The organism is Halomonas rhizosphaerae (assembly GCF_030012485.1).
GTDB lineage: Bacteria > Pseudomonadota > Gammaproteobacteria > Pseudomonadales > Halomonadaceae > Halomonas > Halomonas rhizosphaerae.
The window spans coordinates 347,876-365,729 of the sequence record NZ_JASCQQ010000012.1 but is presented as its reverse complement, the minus strand read 5'-3'; the positions used below and the strand labels follow the sequence as shown (position 1 = coordinate 365,729).

Genomic DNA, 17,854 nt, shown 5'->3' with positions numbered 1-17,854 from the left:
GCCGGTCATGCACCTTCAGCGGTTGCGCTGGCGGCTCTCGATCTCGGCGCCGCGCTCGGGGTCCACCCACCAGGCGGCCAGGTCCAGGTTGTACTCGGGGAAGGGTTCCTGCCAGCCGAACTTGTCCCACAGGGCGATCCGCGTCTGGCCCAGGTGCCACTGGGGAATGACGTAGAAGCCCCAGCGCAGTACCCGATCTAGCGCCCTGGCGGCCGTGTCCAGCGCCTCTCGGGAGTCGGCGGCGATCAGGGTGTCGACCAACTCGTCGATCACCGGGTCACTGAGCCCGATCAGGTTGCGGCTCTGGGGAACCTCGGCGTATTCGCTGGTCCAGAAATCACGCTGCTCGTTGCCGGGGTTGGCCGACTGGGGGAAGCTGCCGACGATGATATCGAAGTCGAAGCCGCGCAGGCGGTTGAGGTACTGGTTGACGTCGACGATGCGGATATCGCCCTCGATGCCCAGCTTGGCCAGGTTCTGAAGCAGCGGCTGCACGACCCGCTCGAACTGGCTGTCGAAGAGCAGCACCTCCAGCGTCAGCGGTGCGCCGGAGTCGAGGTGGGTCATGACGCCGTCGCGGACCACATAGCCGGCCTGGTTGAGCAGCTCGAGCGCCCTGGCGAGCCGTGGACGCATCTCCTCAGGGTGCTCGATAGGCAGGGGCTCCTCGAAGACTCGCTCGGGCAGGGCCTCTCGGTGCGGTTCGAGCAGGGCCAGCTCGGCCTCGCTCGGCAGGCCTTCGGCCGCCATCTCGGAGTTGGCGAAGTAGCTCTCGGTGCGTTGGTAGGCGCCGTAGAAGAGGTTGCGGTTGAGCCACTCGAAGTCGAAGGCCAGGTTGAGGGCCTCGCGGACGCGGATGTCCTGGAACTTGTCGCGCCGCAGGTTCATCACATAGGCCTGCATGCCCGCCGGTTGGCCGTCCGGTACCTCAAGCCGCTTGACGAACCCCTCTTCCAGAGCCGGGAAGTCGTAGGCGGTGGCCCAGTTTCGGGCGCTTGTCTCGATACGCATGTCGAGGTTGCCGGCCTTGAACGCCTCGAGGGCTACCGTCTGGTCGCGGTAGTAGTCGTAGACCAGTCGATCGACGTTGTGGCGGCCCCGGTTCACCGGGAGGTCCCGCGCCCAGTAGTCGTCGACGCGCTCAAAGACGATGCGCCGTCCCGGCTCCACCTCGCCGATGCGGTAGGGGCCGGAGCCGAGCAGGGCGTCGCGGGTGGTGGCCTCGAAATCACGATCCTGCCAGAAGTGCGCCGGCAGGATCGGCAACTGGCCGATGATCAACGGCAGCTCGCGTGATTCGCTGTCGGCGAGGTCGAAGTGGACAGTGTCCTCGTCGAGTGCCTGTACGTCGATGACGTCGGCATAGTAGGCGCCGTAGAAGGGCTGGCCCTTCTCGGTCAGGGTCTCGAAGCTGAATACCACGTCCTCGGCGGTCACCGGCTCGCCGTCATGAAAGCGTGCTTCGGGATGCAGGTCGAATTCGATCCACTGTCGCTCTGGATCGAGTCGCACGCCATCGGCGAGCAGGCCGTACATCGAGAAGGGCTCGTCGGGGTTCTGGGTCAGCAGGGTATCGTAGATCTCGGTCAGGCCGGTGGCCGGGGTGCCGCGAATGATGAAGGGGTTGGTGGAATCGAAGCTGCCGATGGCCGAGCGCACCAGGCTGCCCCCCTTCGGCGCGTCGGGGTCCGCATGGGGGAAGTGTGCGAAGTCCGCGGGCAGGCGCGGGTCACCATAGAGAGCCAGGCCGTGCACGGTCGGCACGTCGGCCGGCTCGGCCGCCAGGGCCGGTCCGCCGAGCAGCGTGCCCAGCAGCAGGCCCAGGCCAGGGGCAGCGTGTCGCATCGATCAGGTTCCTTGTAGCAGGCGGGGCCGTGGCCCCGGACATCAACTACCGGAAAGTGTCAGCTGTTGCCCCGGTTGTAAAGCGTCGCGCCGCTCGATGCCGTTCCAGCGGGCCAGGTCGGCCAGCGCCACGGCATGGCGCGAGGCGATCGCCGAGAGGCTGTCCCCGCGGCGGACCACGTAGACATCATCGCCGTCGGTGGCGGCCGCTCTTCGGCTTGGGCCCCCGCTGAGACGGGCCACCAGCCGCTCGGCGCTGTCGGCGGGCACCAGCAGCCGCTTGACGTGGCGGGGGTCGGCCCGGTTGCCGAGCAGGCCGGGATTGAGGTCGGCCAGGGCGGCATGGGGGACGCCCGCCAGGCGAGCCGCCTCGCCGATGTCCATGGGCCGGGTCACCGGGACCTCGGCCACGGCCGGCGCGGCCTCGATCCGGGGCAGCTCGACGTTATAGCGTTCCGGCTCGGCGATGATCGCCGAGATGGCGATCAGTTTGGGGACGTAGGCCATGGTCTCACGCGGCAGCTTTAGGTCCCAGTAGGTACCGGCCTGACCCCCGGAGAGCGCGGCGCTGCGGGCACGGTTCACGGTGCCGGCGCCGGCATTGTAGGCCGCGAGGGAGAGCTCGATGTCACCCTCGTACCACTGCTCGGCCTGCATCTCGATGTAGTCCAGGGCGGCATGGGTGGAGCGCGCCACATCCAGACGGCCATCGTAGCCGCCGCCGCGACGAAGTCCCAGGGCATGGCCGGTGCCCGGCATGAACTGCCAGAGACCGGCCGCCCCGCGATGGCTCTGGGCGGTGGGGTCGAAGGAGCTCTCGATGAAGGGGATCAGGGCGACCTCGCCGGGCAGTCCGCGCTCCTCGACCCGTTCGGTGATCCAGGCGAGCCAGGGCCTGGCGCGCTCGGTGATCTCGACGATGTTGTGGGGGCTCTGGCGGTAGTGATCGATCCATTGCTGCACGCGTGGCTGATCGATGTCCCCTTGCCACTGGAAGGCCTCGGCGAGGCGTGACCAGGCATCCCTGGGCTCGAGGGCCAGGGCATCCCAGAAGGTCTGGTTCGAGGGAAGCGGGGTGGGTTGGGCCGTATGGCTGGCCGAATCTTCCTTGAAGGCGCGCTGGGGCGTCGGTGAGGCCTGGCTGTTGCCAGTGGTGGCCATCAGTGAACCCATCAGCGCGAGACAGCTGGTGAAGCCCAGGATCCGTCGACGTGTCGTGTAGTAAGTCATCGAAAGGTGATCTCCTGGTCATGCGGGGGACTGCCGCTACGGGCAGGCCTCGTGTCATCCATCAGCGGCGAGTTCAGAAGGCATCCTTCCAGGCGCGCAGCGTGGTGAAGGTCGTCAGGTCACTGTCGGTGTCCCCATGCGCCGATGCGGCCTGGCGCACGCCGGCCGAGGCGCAGCGCAGGAAGGGGTTGATACGGCGTTCGCGGCCCAGGGTGGTGGGCAGGGTGGGGCGGTCTAGCTCGCGGGCCCGCTGGCACTCCGCTTCGGCGGCCTCGATATCGGCATTGTCCGGGTCGGCGGCGCGGGCGAACGCCAGGTTGGCCATGGTGTACTCGTGGGCGGCGAACACCAGGGTGTCCTCCGGCAGGGAGTCGAGGCGCGACAGTGATTCATGCATCTGCGTCGGGGTGCCTTCGAAGAGCCGGCCGCAACCGGCACTGAACAGCACGTCGCCGCTGAACAGCAGAGGCGGGATGCCTGGCGTGAAGAAACCGATATGATCCAGCGTGTGGCCGGGCAGGGCGAGCACCTCGAACAGCCTGCCCATCACCCGCACCTCGTCGCCGTCACCGACCCGCTCGTTGATGCCTTCGATCTCGGGATTGTCTGGGCCGATCACCCGCGGCGAGTAGCGCTTGATCAGCTCCGCCAGGCCCCCGGTGTGGTCGTGATGATGGTGGGTGATGAGTACGGTACCCAGTTCCAGTCCCTCGCGCTCCAGCCACTTGATCACCGGCGTTGCATCGCCGGGATCCACCACGCAGACTGCCTGGCTCGTGTCCTGGCGCAGCAGCCAGATATAGTTGTCGCTAAAGGCGGGTATCGGTGTCACGCTCAACATGGGATCGGGGTCCTTGACGGAGGCGTTGCCAGACGCTACCGCGATTCGTTGCGATATGGTTTACAAAACCCGGCACTGTGGAGGGAAAACGGCACTATGTCAAATTCGCGGGATCCCCATGCCCTGGCGCGGCTGGTCCGGGAGGGACGGCGCTACTGGGCGTCGCCGGCGGGCCAGGCCCTGTGGCGGGCCGAGCGTGCCTGCCTGGGACCGGTCTGCGAACGCCTGGTCGGGCGGCACAGCCTGGAGCTGGGCATGGCCCCCGTGCTCAGTGACATCTGTCCGATCGCCCATGCCCTGGGCTGGTCACCGAGTCGCGAGATGGCCGATCATGAGTCGACCCTGGTGTGCCCGCCGGATGCCTTGCCCCTCCCCGATGACAGCCTGAGCCTGGTGGTGGTCCACCATCTGCTGGAGGTGGTGGACGAACCGCACCACATGCTGCAGGAGGCAGCTCGCGTCACGGCCGACAATGGGCATCTGATCATCTTCGGCTGGTGCCCGCTGAGCGCCGGTGGACTCTCGCGGGCCTGGCCGGGCAAGCGACGACGCATGCCCTGGCTAGGCCACTGGCGCTCTCCCGGCCGGCTTGGCGACTGGCTGGCGTTTGTCGACTTCGAGATCGAGCGGGTAGACTATTGCGGCTTCCATCTGCCCGGCAGCCTGCCGCGCAATGCCATGCTGGAGACCCTCGGGCGGCGCCACAATCTGCCGTTGGGCGACAGCTACATGCTTCATGCCCGCCGCCGGGCACAGCTCGCCCAGTCGCAGCGCTCGCGCTTCGAGCTGGCCCGCCCCCTGGCCGGGCCGGCGCTGGGCAACGCCACGCGGCTTGGGCCACTACCGGAAAGGAACCGCAAGGGTGACTGACAGACGCCACGCCGAGCCCCCACAGACAGTGACGATCTATACCGATGGGGCCTGCCGCGGCAATCCCGGTCCCGGCGGATGGGGGGCACTGCTGGTCAGTGGGCACCACGAGAAGGCGCTCAAGGGCTTCGAGGCGGTGACCACCAACAACCGCATGGAACTCATGGCGGCGATCATGGCGCTGCGCGAGCTCAAGCGTCCCTGCCGGGTGGCGTTGTGGACCGACTCCGAGTACCTGCGCAAGGGCATTACCGAGTGGATCCATAACTGGATCAAGCGCGGCTGGAAGACCGCGTCCCGCCAGCCGGTCAAGAATGCCGAGCTGTGGCGTGAACTCCACGAGGAGACGCATCGCCACGAGATCGAGTGGCACTGGGTCAAGGGACACAGTGGCCATCCCGGCAACGAGCGGGCCGACGAGCTGGCCAACCAGGCCATCGATGAGCACCGGGCCCGCGCCTGACCCCGCGCCTTTCCCTGCGAGCCGACGAGAGACACCCATGCGTCAGATCATCCTGGATACCGAGACCACCGGCATCGATCCTCGTGAGGGTCATCGCCTGATCGAGATCGGGGCGGTGGAGATGGTCAACCGCCGCCTCACCGGCAACCGCTATCACCAGTACATCAATCCCGAGCGGGATATCGAGGCCGAGGCCGTGGGCGTGCACGGCATCACCAACGAGCGTGTGGCCGAGGAGCCGGTCTTCGCCGAGATCGCCGACGCCTTCTGGGCCTTCATCGAGGGGGGCGAGCTGGTGATCCATAACGCCCCCTTCGACGTGGGCTTCATCGACCATGAGCTCGGCATGCTCAACGCACGGCGCGGCGAGCCACGGCTCGGCCCGGTGGCCGACCATTGCCGCATCCTCGATACCTTGACCCTGGCGCGGGACAAGCATCCCGGCCAGCGCAACAGTCTGGATGCCCTGTGCAAGCGCTACGAGATCGACAACGGGCATCGGGTCCTGCACGGCGCCCTGCTCGATGCCGAGATCCTCGCCGATGTCTACCTGGCCATGACCGGGGGGCAGACCATGCTCTCCCTGGACGCCTCGGCGACATCGGAAGGACGTGCCGGTGAGCAGCAGGGGATGGCCATCCGCCGGTTGTCCCTCTCGCCGGGGCAGCTGCGGGTCGTCCCACCCGACGAGGCGGAGCTGGCGGCACACCGGGCCAAGCTGGACCGTATCCGCGATGCGACGGGCGAGTGTCGCTGGGATGCACACCCCGGCCTGCCCGGCGGCGAGGCCTCGCGCTGATGCTGCGGCGGGAACTGCCCAGCGAGGAGACGGCAGGGCGGGTCATACGCCTGGCCGGAGGGCGCATTGCACCTGGGGTCGACGATGGCCCCCTGCAGGCCTTCCAGCCCTGGCATGAGCGGATGCAGCCGCTGTGCTGGTGGCAGGAGGAGCCGGTGGCGCTCTCGATGGAGGCGCTGCCCGGGGATGACTGGCTCGACGCTCGGGCCTGGCTGGCCCGGCTGCCGGAATCCTGGTTCCCGCTGGTCTCCACGGCTTTGCAGGTGGCGGCCTGGCTCGACAACCACCGCTTCTGCGGACGCTGCGGTGCGCCGGCGAGGCGTCTCGGCGCCGAGTTCGCCATGCACTGCGAGCAGTGCGGCCATCGCAACTATCCGCGCATCTCGCCCTGCATCATCACCCTGGTCACCCATGGCGAGTCGCTGCTGCTGGCCCGCAGTCCGCGTTTTCCGCCTGGGCGCTACTCGACTCTGGCCGGGTTCATCGAGCCCGGCGAATCGGCCGAGGAGGCCGTGCGTCGTGAGATCTTCGAGGAGGTAGGGCTCAGCGTGGGGCGCGTCAGCTACTACCGGAGCCAGGCCTGGCCCTTTCCCCACTCGCTGATGCTGGGATTCTTCGCCGAGGCGGCCAGCCGGCGCATCCGCATCGACGGCGTCGAGATCGCCGATGCCGCCTGGTTCAGCCCGCGGCGCCTGCCCCAGCTGCCGCCGCTCTACTCCATCTCCCGGGCATTGATCGAGACCCACCTCAGGGAGGTCGGGGCCCGGGAATGAAGGGCTGAGGCGGCCCGCGGAAGGCGGCCCAGCAGGGGCTCAGTGGCCGGGGAACAGGCTAGTCAGCTGCGTCGCCAGCATGACGTTGCCGGTGGCCTTGAGCTTGCCGGTCATGAAGGCGTTCATGCCGTTGATCTCGCCGTTCATCACCCCCTTGAGGGTCTCGCTGTGCATGCTGAGGCTGACCGAGGGATCGTCGTGCTCGCCCTCGTGGACTTCCAGCGTACCGTCGTCCACGACCAGGTAATGGTCGCCGGCATCGGTGAAGTGGAACTGGAAGACTTCGTGCATGCCGCTGGCGGCCTCGGCGTCGAAGCGGCGCTTCAGCTTGTCGATGATGGCGTCTGACATGGGGATCCTTGATCGCAGGAGGGTGTCCGAAGTCAGAGCGTATTTGAAACGGTTGTTTGATTCAAGCGCCCTTGTGCCGGCGGGAAGGCCCCGGGCAGGATGTCGGGACAGCGAGCGAAAGGAGAAGGCAGTGAACGAGTGGCTGACGGAATTCGGCATGTTCGTGGCGCAGCTGTTGACCCTGGTGGTGATCGGCGGCCTGGCGGTGGCGGTGTTTCTGCGGGTCCGGGGCGAGACGGGGGAGCGCACCCGCCTGCGGCTCGAGGAGCTCAACGGTACGCGCCGCTACCGCCGCCGTCGGATGCAGCTGGCGGCCAGCCAGCCGGGCGCACGCAAGCGGCTGGCCAAGGCCTTCCGCCGCGATGACAAGGAGCATGACCGTCGCGGTCGAAAGGGGGAAGGGGAGGCCTCGCCGACGGTCTGGGTGCTCGATTTCCATGGTGACATCAAGGCCAGTGGCACCGGGCAGCTGGCCGAGGAGGTCTCGGCGGTGCTGGCGGTGGCCGGCCAGGGGGACGAGGTCGTGATACGCCTGGAGTCGGCCGGCGGTCTCGTGCATGGCTACGGCCTGGCGGGCGCCGAGCTGGATCGCCTGCGCGAGGCGGGCCTCTCCACCACGGTGTGTGTCGACAAGGTCGCGGCCAGCGGCGGATACCTGATGGCCTGCGCGGCCGACCAGCTGCGAGCGGCCCCCTTCGCGGTGATCGGCTCCATCGGCGTGGTCGCCCAGCTGCCCAACCTGCATCGCCTGCTCAAGCGCCACGACATCGACGTGGAGCTGCTCACGGCAGGGCGCTACAAACGCACTCTCACGATCTTCGGCGAGAATACCGAGGAGGGCCGCGAAAAGTTCCTCGAGGACCTCGAGACCACCCACGAGCTCTTCAAGCGCCATGTGGCCGAGCGGCGTCCGGGACTCGACATCGAGGCGGTGGCCACTGGCGAGATCTGGTACGGCAGCGATGCGCTGACGAAGGGCCTGGTGGATGGCCTGGGAACCAGCGAGGCCTACCTGGTCGAGCGCATGCAGCAGGCGCGGGTGATCAGCCTGAAGCTGGAGCAGAAGCACAAGCTCGGCGACCGTCTGGGCATGGCGGTCTCGCGGGGCGTCGAGCGGAGCATCGAGCGAGGACTGGAGATGCTCGATGCCGGGCGCTGGCAGAAGCGTTGATCGGGTCGCCTAGGCTCTGCCGCCCAGTTCCAGGCTGCCGAGTGCCTCGATGAGGGTTCTCGCACGCTCGCCATGCAGGGAGTAGTAGATGGTCTGGGACTCCCGGCGGGTGCTGACCAGGTTCTCGCGACGCAGGATTGCCAGGTGCTGGGAGAGCGCCGACTGGCTGAGCGAGAGCCGCTGGTTGAGTTCGGTCACCGACAGCTCGGTGCCGTCGAGCAGGCAGAGTATCCGCAGACGGTTGTCGTTGGCCATTGCCTTGAGCAGGGCGCTGGCCTCGTCGATGACCGCTGAGCCGCCTTCCAGGAGACGTGCTGCTTCGCCGCTGGTATTGCCCATGATCTGTCCCCTGCCGGGCAGGTCCGGCATCCCGATTGCCGATTGCCTGCGCTGTTGAATGCCTTCCCATGAGCCCGCCTTGCGCGGGTCGCGTCTGTTGCTCGTGCACATCCTGATACAGCTTATCCTCAATAATAGTCCAGCTTGGCGCCTGTCGCCGAGTCAACGCTGGATCAATGCCGACGTCGGGGTATTACCCGCCTTGTTGTCGACAATGGGGCCCGCTATACCTTGCACTTTTGTCGAAGATTAGCCGATGGTATGAGGTTGTGGCCGTGAACTTGCTCTAGAGTGTCAACAATCAACGCCCCCTTCGATTGCTGACAGGATGCAGATGAGCATGTACCAAGACGAGTTCCGCCGCTCCATTGACCACCCCGAGGCCTTCTGGGCCGAGCAGGCCAGGCGCATTCCCTGGTTCACCCCGCCCACGACCATTCTCGAATACGACGAGGCGGGACATGCCCGCTGGTTCGTGGATGGCGAGCTCAACCTCTGCCATGCCGCCCTCGACCATCATGTCGATCAGGGGCGTGGCGATCAGCCTGCCATCCTCTGGGACTCCCCGGTCACCGACAGCAAGCGGACCCTCACCTTCGCCGAGATGCGCGATCAGGTGGCCCGGTTCGCCGGGGCCCTGAGATCGCTGGGCGTGGAGAAGGGCGACCGGGTCGTGATCTACATGCCCATGGTGCCCGAGGCACTGGTGGCCATGTACGCCTGCGCGCGCCTGGGCGCCGTGCACTCGGTGGTGTTCGGCGGCTTCGCCCCCCACGAGTTGGCCGTACGCATCGAGGATGCCGAGCCCAAGGTGGTCGTCGCCGCCTCCTGTGGCGTCGAGGTCGACCGGGTGTTGCCCTACAAGCCGATCATCGATGCGGCGATCGAGCAGAGCAGCTACAAGCCCGAGGCTTGCGTGGTGTTCCAGCGCGAGCAGCATCGGGCCGAACTGGGAACGATCGACCACGACTGGGCGGCCCTGGTCGAGAAGGCAGAGCCTGCCGACTGTGTTGCGGTCAAGGGCAGCGATCCGTTGTATGTCCTCTATACCTCCGGGACCACCGGCAAGCCCAAGGGGGTCGTGCGGGATACCGGGGGCTATGCCGTGGCGCTGACCTATTCCATGGACACCATCTACGACGTGGCCCCCGGCGACGTCTTCTTCTCGGCCTCCGACGTGGGCTGGGTGGTCGGCCATTCCTACATCGTCTATGCCCCCCTGCTGCGCGGCTGCACCACGGTGGTCTATGAGGGCAAGCCGGTGAAGACACCGGATGCCGGTGCCTTCTGGCGCCTGATCAGCGAGTACCGGGTCAAGAGCTTCTTCACCGCGCCCACGGCCTTCCGCGCCATGAAGAAGGAAGACCCGGACGCCAAGCTGATGGCCCAGTACGACATCTCCTGTCTCAAGGCATTGTTCCTGGCCGGCGAGCGCCTGGATCCCCCGACCTTCCACTGGCTGGACGACCTGATGGACGTGCCGGTGATCGACCACTGGTGGCAGACCGAGACCGGCTGGCCGATCGCCGCCAACCTCCAGGGGCTGGAACCGATGCCCACCAAGGCGGGGAGCGCGACGGTGCCGGTGCCCGGTTTCAACGTCCAGGTCCTGAATCGCGAGGGGGAGCCTGTCGCCCCCATGGAGCAGGGCAGCGTCGTGATCAAGCAGCCGATGCCGCCGGGCTGTCTGACCGGTGTATGGGGTGACCCGAAGCGCTTCCACAGCGCCTACATGGCAGCCTTCCCCGGCTACTACCTGACCGGTGACGGAGGCTACTTCGACGAGGATGGCTACCTGTTCATCATGGGGCGCACCGATGATGTCATCAACATTGCCGGCCACCGCCTCTCCACCGGCGAGATGGAGGAGGTCGTCGGCGCCCATCCCGCCGTGGCCGAATGCGCGGTGATCGGCATCCACGATGCCCTCAAGGGCCAGCTGCCGGTAGGGCTGGTGATCCCCAAGGACGGTTTCGAAGGCCGCGAGGCGGATCTCGAGGAGGAACTGATCGCCCTGGTGCGCGAGAAGATCGGGCCCATCGCCTGCTTCAAGCAGGTACTGGTGGTCGACCGCCTGCCCAAGACCCGTTCCGGCAAGATCCTGCGCAAGCTGCTTCGCAACATCGCCGACGGCAAGGAGTTCGGCGTGCCCTCGACCATCGATGACCCGGCGAGCCTGCAGGACGTGCACGAGGCCATGAAGGAGCGCTCGGTGGGTACCGCCCACGAGGCCCGCCAGGTCTGACGTCCGTCGCGAGAGCGCCTGGTCTCGACCGCAAGACGCCGCCGCCCGGGAGGGCGGCGGCGTCGTTCCACGGCAGGGCGAGCCATGGCCAGGCACCGGGCCAGGCCGTATAATGCCCGGCCTGTCCGCCCCGGGGCGATTGTCGTTCCACGAGGGTTCCCTCACCCCTCCCCAAAAAAGGATGCCGTTGATGTTCGTGCTTTCCGATGCCCAGTACCGGCGCTGCCTGACGCTGCTGGTTGCCTTCCATATCCTGGTCATCGCCGCCAGCAACTACCTGGTCCAGCTGCCTTTCACGCTTTTCGGGTTCCATACCACCTGGGGCGCCTTCAGCTTCCCCTTCATCTTCCTGGCCACCGACCTCACCGTGCGTCTGTTCGGCAAGGAGCCGGCGCGTGCCATCGTGCTGAGGGTCATGCTGCCGGCACTGGTGATCTCCTATGTCGTCTCGGTCGTCTTCCCGCGCGGTGGTTATGCGGGGCTCGAGGGGCTGGGCGAGTGGAACCTCTTCGTCGCGCGGATCGCGCTGGCGAGCTTCATGGCCTACGTGCTAGGCCAGTTGCTGGACGTGCAGGTCTTCGACCGCCTGCGCGCCCTCAAGGCCTGGTGGGTGGCCCCGGCGGTCTCCACGGTGCTCGGCAACCTGGCCGATACCTTCGCCTTCTTCTCCATCGCCTTCCACGAGAGCCCCGACCCCTTCATGGCCGCCAACTGGCCGGAGATCGCCTGGGTCGACTACGTGATCAAGCTCGGTATCAGCCTGGCGTTCTTCCTGCCTCTCTACGGCGTGCTGCTGGCCTGGCTCAGCCGCCGCCTGGTGGCCGTGACGGGCAGCGCTGACCTGATGCCTGACGCGGCACGGGCCCGAATCTGACCCCCCACCCGAGGAGACTGAGATGCCCATCGAACTCCATTACATCGACACCGGGGGCGACGCCACCCCGCTGGTGGTCGTCCACGGCCTGCTCGGCAGCGCCGACAACTGGCGCTCCCACCTCAAGCAGTGGCAGCGCCGGCATCGGGTGATTGCCGTCGACCTGCGTAACCATGGTCGTTCGCCCCATGTCGATGGGATGGGCTACCACGCCATGGCCGAGGACCTCCTCGCCCTGCTGGACCGGCTCGGGGTGGCCAGGGCCCACCTGCTCGGACACTCCATGGGCGGCAAGGTGGTGATCAGCCTGGCTCGGCTGGCGCCGACCCGCGTGGCCTCGCTGATCGTCGCCGACATCGCGCCGCTCGCCTACGGCCATGACCACGATAGCGTCTTCGCCGCCCTGCGCCGCGTCGAGGCGGGCCGGCCCAGCAATCGCCGCGAGGCCGACGCGCTGCTCGCCGAGCATGTCGAGGAGTCCGCCGTGCGCCTCTTCCTGGCCACCAACCTCGAGCGCGACGACGAGGGCATCCTGCGCCTGCGCATCGGCCTCGATGAGATCCAGGACGACTACGAGACGATCATGGGGGAGCCGGCGGGAGAGGGCGCCTTCGAGGGGCCGACCCTGGTGCTGCGCGGTGCCCGTTCGCGGTACGTGACCGACGAGATGCTGCCGGCACTGCGCGAGGTGCTGCCGAGGGCCGAGATCGAGACCCTGGAGGCGGGCCACTGGCTGCACGCCGAGCAGCCCAAGGCCTTCCAGTCGGCGGTCAACGCCTTCCTCGAGCGCGTGGAGGCCTAGCGGGGCGACGCCCCCAGGTCGATGGCCAGTCGCGATGCCGGGTGGCGCTCCCGGATCAGGCCGGCCTCGAAGAGGTACTCCTCGAAGCGGCGATAGCGGCCCTGATCCAGGGCTGCGGGGCTGAGGTTAAGGCGCGAGCGGACCATCTCCCAGGCCTCGCGATTGACCGCGGTGTCCAGGGCCGGCTCCGTTTTCGCTATCAATGACCAGGCCTCGTCCGGATGGTTGGCGATCCAGGCCGTGGCCTCCTCGATGGCCGCCACCAGGCGGCGGATGGCATCCCGCTGCGGTGCCAGGTGGTCGCGGTTGGCGAGCAGCACCAGGCCATCATGGAGCGGGATGCCCAGATCCTCGATGCGCAGTACGCGGGTGGCCAGCCCCACGTCGGCGAGCTGTCGCGGCAGCAGGTGGCGCATGGCGCCGATAACGCCATCCACTCGCCCTTCGCGCAGGGCGTCGTCGAGCCGGAAGTGCAGCGCCTCGGTTTCGATCTCGTCGTCGCGGATCGCTGCGCCGTGCAGCAGGGCAGCCAGCAGCACGTCACGGCTGTCGACATCGGCATGGCCGATGCGCGAGCCGGCCAGTTGACCGGGGGTCTCGATGGCCCCGTCCTCGGGCACTACCAAGGCGCTCAAGGGCATGGCGATCAGGCTGGCGACACGGACCAGCGGCAGGCCGCGATCTACCTGGAGATGCAGCAGTGGCTGGCGGGCCACCGCCAGGTCGATCCGTGACGCCGCCAGCAGCTTGCTGGGAACGTCCGGATCGGCCGGTGTCGCGAGGGTCACCTCCAGTCCGCGGCTGGCAAACAGGCCTCTCTCCCTGGCGACGAACAGGGCGGCATGGCGAGGGCTGGGATAGCCGTCCAGCATGATCTTGAGCGAGGTGGCCGGCGGTGGCTCGATCGGTTCCGCCGGGCGCAAGGCGATGGCGGGGATGCTGGGACGCGAGGGCGTGTCGACACTGGGCCCGGTCGGGGCCTCTCGGTAGCGACGGCGAACCTGTGCCCAGGCGGCGGCCTGGGCGGCCTCCCTTGTCGCCTTGTCGGCAAGGGCCTCAAGGTCGGGCACCATCACCTCTGTGCCCAGTGGCGGGAAGCCCTCCTGAGTCTCAACGACGGCGACCGGTGGCTCGGCCGCGGCAGGTAGCGTCGACAGCAGGGCGGCTGCCGGCAGCAACAGGCGCCAGCGGAGAGGCCGCCGAAAAACGGATGTGATCATCGGTACTGGACTCCTGCCATGCGCGCTACCCGGCCTTGCGTCAGTGCCGCGCAAGCTTAACCGCTGCCCACGGGCCGCGGCCAGACATGGCCACAAACGGAAATCGCCGTGCCCGGCGCTGCATGCGATAATCCGGTTTCTCGCAGCCTAGGCAGGATGCCATGGATTCGATCAACAGCCTCTTCCTGCTCAGCGGCTTCCTGCTGGCCCTGAGCATCCTCGCCAGCCGGCTCTCCTCGATGGCCGGGGTCCCCCTGCTGCTGATCTTCCTGGGTCTTGGCATGCTGGCCGGGGAGGAGGGGCTGCTGGGTATCCAGTTCGACGACTATTCACTGGCGTTTCTGATTGGCCACCTGGCGCTCGCCATGATCCTCCTTGATGGCGGGTTGCGCACCCGCCTCAAGACCTTCCGCGTCGGCTTCCGACCGGCGCTCTCCCTGGCCACGCTGGGGGTCTTCATCACCAGCTCGCTGGTGGGCGTGTTTGCCATGTGGCTGTTCGACCTGAGCCTGGTGCAGGGGCTGCTGGTAGGGGCCATCGTGGGGTCCACCGATGCCGCGGCGGTGTTCTCCATGCTCAGTGGCCGGGGCGTCAATCTCAACGAGCGGGTCGGCGCGACGCTGGAGATCGAGTCGGGGACCAACGACCCCATGGCGATCTTCCTCACGCTGATGCTGGTGGAAGTCCTGGTCGGCGAGATCGGCGGGATGGGCGAGACCCTGCTGTTCTTCGTGCAGCAGTTCGGCCTGGGCATCGTCATCGGCGTGGGCATCGGCTGGCTGAGTGCGCGCCTGCTGAGCTGGCTGGACCTGGCCCCGGGCCTTTATTCGCTGCTGGCCCTGGGGCTTGGCTTCTGCGTTTTCGGACTGACCAGTGCGCTGGGTGGCAGTGGCTTCCTGGCCATCTACCTGGCAGGCCTGATGATCGGCAATCGCCCCGGCCGCCACCTCAACTTCATCCTGCCGGTGCATGACGGCCTGGCCTGGCTCTCCCAGATCGGCCTCTTCCTGGTGCTGGGGCTGCTGGTCACGCCGAGCGAGATGCTCGATTACGCGCTGCCGGCGTTGCTGGTCGCCCTGGCGCTGATCTTCATCGCCAGGCCGCTGGCGGTGCTGGTCGCCGTGAAGCCCTTCTTCAAGTTCCGCTGGCGGGAGATCGGCTTCATAGCCTGGGTGGGCCTGCGCGGGGCGGTGCCCATCGTGCTGGCGATCTTCCCGGTCATCGGCGGGGTGGAGAATGCCTCGCTCTACTTCAACGTCGCCTTCGCGGTGGTGCTGCTGTCACTGCTGATTCAAGGCGGCAGCCTGCCGTGGATGGCGCGGCGCATGAAGGTCGAGCTGCCGCCCAGCGTCACCCCGAACCGTCGCGGGCCACTGGGCATCCTGCCCGAGAACGACTACGAGATGTTCGTCTACGAGGTCGAGAACGGCGACCTCGAGGACGTACCGATCCGGCTGTTGCGCTTTCCCTCCGGGGCGCTGATCTCGGCACTGTTCCGCGAGCACGCCATGCTCCATCCCAAGGGCAGCACCCGGCTTCGGCTGGGTGACGTGATCTGCGTGATCGGTCGCACGGACGACCTGCCGGCGCTCAATCGCCTGTTCAACGGGGATGCCAAGCTCAAGCGCGAGCGGGCCTTCTTCGGGACCTTCACCTTCGACGGGGAGGCACAGATGCGTGATATCGCCGATGCCTATGGCCTGACCCTGAGCCCCGGCGAGCAGGACATGACGCTCGCCGAGTTCATCTCCCTGCGGGTCGGCGGTCATCCGGTGGTGGGCGATGACGTGGACTGGCACGGTATACACTGGGTGGTCAGCGAGATGGACGGCAACAAGGTTACTCGGGTGGGGCTGCGGCTCTACTGAGCCGGCATGGAATAGCGGTGGGGCGCGTTCAACGCTGTGCCATCGAGGACTTGCGTACGGTGAGGTGAACCTCCACCGAGTTATCCGGGCTGGTCAGCCAGACGCCACCATCCTGCATCATGGCACTCAGCGTCATGCCCTTTGTCGCCAGCGCAGCCAGGGCCTGCACCGAGGCCGGGTCAATATCCACGACCGTCAGGTTGTCGAGGGTGGCGAGCTTGCCGGCGATCTGCTCCCACCAGATGGCGGCACCGTTGCCGCTGTAGGTGTAGATGATGACCTGCCTGGCCCGGCCGCAGGCGCGGCGAATGGCCTTCTCGTCGGGCTGCCCGAGCTGGATCCATTGGTCGATGGTGCCGGTCAGGTCCTGGCGCCAGAGGTCGGGTTCGTCCGTGGTGCTCACGCCACGACCGAAGGCCAGTGCCTCGTCGGCATTCAGGGCGAAGGCCAGCAGCCTCACCATCATGCGTTCGTCGGTTTCCGAGGGGTGACGAGCCACGGTCAGGGCATGATCCGCGTAATAGTGCCGGTCCATGTCGGCGATCTGCAGCTGTACCTTGTGAATCGTTGCCTTTAGCGCCATTTGACCAAGTCACTCGTCCGTCGGGGAAATTAAGGCCTGCCATCATGACATAGTCGGCGGCGTCGGGGGATTAATGAGGAGGTCGTACCATGCTGACCAGGCACCAAGCGAACATCAGGGGGCGCGATTTCTTCGTGGGGGACATTCACGGTCAGTACCGCCTGCTGCAGGAAGTCTTGCAGAGTGTCGCCTTCAGCAAGTCGGAGGATCGCCTGTTCTGCGTTGGCGACCTCATCGACCGGGGAGGCGATTCGCTCGACTGTCTGAAACTCGTCTTCATGCCGTGGTTTCACGCCGTGCGCGGCAATCATGAGGAATTGGCCAGCAACGCGCTGCGAGAGGGCGAGGGCAGCAGCGCCTGGGCGTTGTGGATGATCAATGGCGGTGGTTGGGTCGTCGAGAGCGGGGTGGGCGAGACGCGGAGGGTCCTGCAGGCGGCGCTTCGCCATCTGCCGCTTGCGCGCGAAGTCACGGTCAAGGGAAAGCGCATCGGCATGGTGCACGCCGAACCGCCGACGGACTGGTCGCGAATCGAGGAGGCCGACCCTCGAGCGCTGGTCTGGGAGCGCTCCCGTATTCAGCGGGGCGACGAGACGCCGGTGGCGGACGTCGACGCCGTCGTCGTCGGCCACACCATCGTGGAGCGGCCGCTGACCCTGGGCAACGTCCACTACATCGATACCGGGGCCTTCTGTACCGGCCGCTTGACGCTGGTCGATGCACGCGAGTTGCTGAGGTGAGGGAGGTACGACAATGGCAAGCCTTGCCCGGGAAGACAGTCAAGATGCCGCACCCATGAAAAAGGCGCCCTTAGGCGCCTGATTCTAAAGAAGAAGTGGCGGAGGGACAGGGATTCGAACCCTGGGAAGGCTCTCACCTTCGCCGGTTTTCAAGACCGGTGCATTCAACCGCTCTGCCATCCCTCCGGCTCACGGTTGGGTATACTACCAGCTTTCCCCGCCGGGTCAAGAGCGCCTAGGGATCAAGATGTTAGGCCTCTCATGACGAGGTGAGGCACAATGGAGAGATCGGTGACTGCAGGAGAGCATCATGCTTGACCCCACCGCGAATGACGGGGTGCGTCCGGTCCCCGCTGTCTCGGCCGCCGTGATCAAGGGTGACCGCATCCTCATGGTGCGACGACGTAACCCGCCCAGCGCGGGCATGCTGGCCCTACCCGGTGGCAAGGTGGAGGCGGGCGAGAGTCTCCAGCAGGCAGCGGCGAGGGAACTACTGGAGGAGACCGGTGTGCTCGCGGCGCCCCGGCGCATACTGACGGCCATCGACCTGTTCGACCACGATGATGCGGGTCTGCTGAGAATGCATTTTGTCATCGTGGTGGTGCAGCTTGAGTGGCAGGGTGGGGTGGAGGCGGCAGCCGACGATGCCACCGAGCTGCGCTGGATGGACCTCGAGGCACTCGAACAGGATGACGGGGAGGTCTGTGATTCGGCCTCTCGCGTGGCGCGACGGGTGCTGGCCGAGGCGATGTCCGCAGAAAGCGCGTTGAAGCCAGGCTAGCCAGTCTCTTGCGTCGGGAACCTTCTGGCGGCATTCTAGGTCAAGTGCCTAGACCAACT

Annotated in this window: 18 protein-coding genes and 1 tRNA gene; 11 read left to right on the top strand and 8 right to left on the bottom strand. The window is 66.9% G+C overall.

Features of this window, described 5'->3' with window-relative positions; genetic code table 11:
* Positions 1-15: 15 nt before the first annotated feature.
* The 3 genes from QLQ86_RS07405 to gloB all read right to left on the bottom strand — a co-directional run bounded on the left by QLQ86_RS07405 (position 16) and on the right by gloB (position 3,916).
* Positions 16-1,845 carry an extracellular solute-binding protein gene (locus QLQ86_RS07405; protein WP_282816404.1) on the bottom strand — a complete coding sequence of 610 codons (1,830 nt, stop codon included), beginning with the start codon at positions 1,843-1,845 and terminating at the stop codon, positions 16-18.
* A gap of 42 nt (positions 1,846-1,887) precedes the next feature.
* Positions 1,888-3,075 carry a transglycosylase SLT domain-containing protein gene (locus QLQ86_RS07400; RefSeq protein WP_282816403.1) on the bottom strand — a complete coding sequence of 396 codons (1,188 nt, stop codon included), beginning with the start codon at positions 3,073-3,075 and terminating at the stop codon, positions 1,888-1,890.
* Positions 3,076-3,148: 73 nt separating this feature from the next.
* On the bottom strand, positions 3,149-3,916 hold the full coding sequence (gloB, locus tag QLQ86_RS07395) for a hydroxyacylglutathione hydrolase (protein WP_282816402.1): 768 nt from the start codon (positions 3,914-3,916) through the stop codon (positions 3,149-3,151).
* A gap of 96 nt (positions 3,917-4,012) precedes the next feature.
* Between gloB and QLQ86_RS07390 the strand changes: the two genes are divergently transcribed.
* From QLQ86_RS07390 to nudC, 4 genes are read left to right on the top strand one after another with little or no spacing between them, the layout of a single operon-like run.
* Entirely contained in the window at positions 4,013-4,786 is a 774-nt protein-coding gene (locus tag QLQ86_RS07390; protein WP_282735892.1) for a methyltransferase domain-containing protein, read from the top strand.
* Positions 4,779-5,249, top strand: coding sequence for a ribonuclease HI (gene rnhA, locus QLQ86_RS07385; protein ID WP_282735893.1), 471 nt, complete (start codon positions 4,779-4,781; stop codon positions 5,247-5,249). The genes QLQ86_RS07390 and rnhA overlap by 8 nt, the downstream gene beginning before the upstream one ends.
* Positions 5,250-5,286: 37 nt before the next feature.
* Positions 5,287-6,048 (top strand): DNA polymerase III subunit epsilon, encoded by a 762-nt coding sequence (gene dnaQ / locus QLQ86_RS07380; RefSeq protein ID WP_282816401.1) that lies wholly within the window; start codon positions 5,287-5,289, stop codon positions 6,046-6,048.
* The gene (gene nudC / locus QLQ86_RS07375; protein ID WP_282735895.1) at positions 6,048-6,821 is read left to right on the top strand and encodes an NAD(+) diphosphatase; all 774 of its coding nucleotides are present in this window, start codon (positions 6,048-6,050) and stop codon (positions 6,819-6,821) included. Before dnaQ ends, nudC begins: the two co-directional genes overlap by 1 nt.
* A 39-nt stretch (positions 6,822-6,860) precedes the next feature.
* Here the strand turns inward: nudC and QLQ86_RS07370 are convergent, their stop codons facing one another.
* Positions 6,861-7,172 (bottom strand): SCP2 sterol-binding domain-containing protein, encoded by a 312-nt coding sequence (locus tag QLQ86_RS07370; RefSeq protein ID WP_282735896.1) that lies wholly within the window; start codon positions 7,170-7,172, stop codon positions 6,861-6,863.
* A 130-nt stretch (positions 7,173-7,302) separates the two neighbouring features.
* Between QLQ86_RS07370 and sohB the strand changes: the two genes are divergently transcribed.
* The gene (gene sohB / locus QLQ86_RS07365; RefSeq protein WP_282816400.1) at positions 7,303-8,343 is read left to right on the top strand and encodes a protease SohB; all 1,041 of its coding nucleotides are present in this window, start codon (positions 7,303-7,305) and stop codon (positions 8,341-8,343) included.
* A gap of 9 nt (positions 8,344-8,352) precedes the next feature.
* Here sohB and QLQ86_RS07360 read toward each other — a convergent pair whose 3' ends face one another.
* Positions 8,353-8,682, bottom strand: a complete 330-nt coding sequence (locus tag QLQ86_RS07360) for an ArsR/SmtB family transcription factor (protein WP_282735898.1) — start codon at positions 8,680-8,682, stop codon at positions 8,353-8,355.
* Positions 8,683-9,016: 334 nt separating this feature from the next.
* On the opposite strand from QLQ86_RS07360, the gene QLQ86_RS07355 reads away from it, so the two are divergent.
* The 3 genes from QLQ86_RS07355 (at position 9,017) to QLQ86_RS07345 (ending at position 12,603) form a co-directional block, all read left to right on the top strand.
* Positions 9,017-10,927, top strand: a complete 1,911-nt coding sequence (locus tag QLQ86_RS07355; protein ID WP_282816399.1) for a propionyl-CoA synthetase — start codon at positions 9,017-9,019, stop codon at positions 10,925-10,927.
* A gap of 190 nt (positions 10,928-11,117) precedes the next feature.
* A complete protein-coding gene (locus QLQ86_RS07350; protein WP_282816398.1) occupies positions 11,118-11,801 on the top strand; it encodes a 7-cyano-7-deazaguanine/7-aminomethyl-7-deazaguanine transporter in 684 nt (227 codons plus the stop codon).
* Positions 11,802-11,823: 22 nt separating this feature from the next.
* Positions 11,824-12,603, top strand: coding sequence for an alpha/beta fold hydrolase (locus QLQ86_RS07345; RefSeq protein WP_282816397.1), 780 nt, complete (start codon positions 11,824-11,826; stop codon positions 12,601-12,603).
* Here QLQ86_RS07345 and QLQ86_RS07340 read toward each other — a convergent pair.
* Positions 12,600-13,823 (bottom strand): ABC transporter substrate-binding protein, encoded by a 1,224-nt coding sequence (locus tag QLQ86_RS07340; RefSeq protein WP_282816396.1) that lies wholly within the window; start codon positions 13,821-13,823, stop codon positions 12,600-12,602. The two genes, QLQ86_RS07345 and QLQ86_RS07340, sit on opposite strands and share 4 nt — an antisense overlap.
* A gap of 161 nt (positions 13,824-13,984) precedes the next feature.
* Between QLQ86_RS07340 and QLQ86_RS07335 the strand changes: the two genes are divergently transcribed.
* Complete coding sequence (locus tag QLQ86_RS07335; protein ID WP_282816395.1) at positions 13,985-15,691, top strand: potassium/proton antiporter; 1,707 nt, start codon at positions 13,985-13,987, stop codon at positions 15,689-15,691.
* Positions 15,692-15,719: 28 nt separating this feature from the next.
* On the opposite strand, the gene QLQ86_RS07330 is transcribed toward QLQ86_RS07335, so the two are convergent.
* Entirely contained in the window at positions 15,720-16,274 is a 555-nt protein-coding gene (locus QLQ86_RS07330; protein WP_282816394.1) for a YaeQ family protein, read from the bottom strand.
* Positions 16,275-16,363: 89 nt separating this feature from the next.
* Here QLQ86_RS07330 and QLQ86_RS07325 point away from each other — a divergent pair, with 89 nt between their 5' ends.
* Positions 16,364-17,014 (top strand): metallophosphoesterase, encoded by a 651-nt coding sequence (locus tag QLQ86_RS07325; protein ID WP_282816393.1) that lies wholly within the window; start codon positions 16,364-16,366, stop codon positions 17,012-17,014.
* A gap of 96 nt (positions 17,015-17,110) precedes the next feature.
* Here the strand turns inward: QLQ86_RS07325 and QLQ86_RS07320 are convergent.
* Positions 17,111-17,200 (bottom strand) — tRNA-Ser (locus tag QLQ86_RS07320).
* 124 nt (positions 17,201-17,324) lie between these two features.
* On the opposite strand from QLQ86_RS07320, the gene QLQ86_RS07315 reads away from it, so the two are divergent.
* Entirely contained in the window at positions 17,325-17,795 is a 471-nt protein-coding gene (locus tag QLQ86_RS07315; protein ID WP_282816392.1) for an NUDIX hydrolase, read from the top strand.
* Positions 17,796-17,854 lie beyond the last annotated feature (59 nt).

Bases quoted from the DNA above. Each gene is read 5' to 3' on its own strand.
- QLQ86_RS07330 (WP_282816394.1), bottom strand. From the start codon at position 16,274: ATGGCGCTAAAGGCAACGATTCACAAGGTACAGCTGCAGATCGCCGAC.
- QLQ86_RS07350 (WP_282816398.1), top strand. From the start codon at position 11,118: ATGTTCGTGCTTTCCGATGCCCAGTACCGGCGCTGCCTGACGCTGCTG.
- QLQ86_RS07340 (WP_282816396.1), bottom strand. From the start codon at position 13,823: ATGATCACATCCGTTTTTCGGCGGCCTCTCCGCTGGCGCCTGTTGCTG.
- QLQ86_RS07370 (WP_282735896.1), bottom strand. From the start codon at position 7,172: ATGTCAGACGCCATCATCGACAAGCTGAAGCGCCGCTTCGACGCCGAG.
- QLQ86_RS07315 (WP_282816392.1), top strand. From the start codon at position 17,325: ATGCTTGACCCCACCGCGAATGACGGGGTGCGTCCGGTCCCCGCTGTC.
- QLQ86_RS07325 (WP_282816393.1), top strand. From the start codon at position 16,364: ATGCTGACCAGGCACCAAGCGAACATCAGGGGGCGCGATTTCTTCGTG.
- dnaQ (WP_282816401.1), top strand. From the start codon at position 5,287: ATGCGTCAGATCATCCTGGATACCGAGACCACCGGCATCGATCCTCGT.
- QLQ86_RS07335 (WP_282816395.1), top strand. From the start codon at position 13,985: ATGGATTCGATCAACAGCCTCTTCCTGCTCAGCGGCTTCCTGCTGGCC.
- nudC (WP_282735895.1), top strand. From the start codon at position 6,048: ATGCTGCGGCGGGAACTGCCCAGCGAGGAGACGGCAGGGCGGGTCATA.
- QLQ86_RS07345 (WP_282816397.1), top strand. From the start codon at position 11,824: ATGCCCATCGAACTCCATTACATCGACACCGGGGGCGACGCCACCCCG.
- gloB (WP_282816402.1), bottom strand. From the start codon at position 3,916: ATGTTGAGCGTGACACCGATACCCGCCTTTAGCGACAACTATATCTGG.
- QLQ86_RS07400 (WP_282816403.1), bottom strand. From the start codon at position 3,075: ATGACTTACTACACGACACGTCGACGGATCCTGGGCTTCACCAGCTGT.
- QLQ86_RS07360 (WP_282735898.1), bottom strand. From the start codon at position 8,682: ATGGGCAATACCAGCGGCGAAGCAGCACGTCTCCTGGAAGGCGGCTCA.
- QLQ86_RS07405 (WP_282816404.1), bottom strand. From the start codon at position 1,845: ATGCGACACGCTGCCCCTGGCCTGGGCCTGCTGCTGGGCACGCTGCTC.
- QLQ86_RS07390 (WP_282735892.1), top strand. From the start codon at position 4,013: ATGTCAAATTCGCGGGATCCCCATGCCCTGGCGCGGCTGGTCCGGGAG.
- QLQ86_RS07355 (WP_282816399.1), top strand. From the start codon at position 9,017: ATGAGCATGTACCAAGACGAGTTCCGCCGCTCCATTGACCACCCCGAG.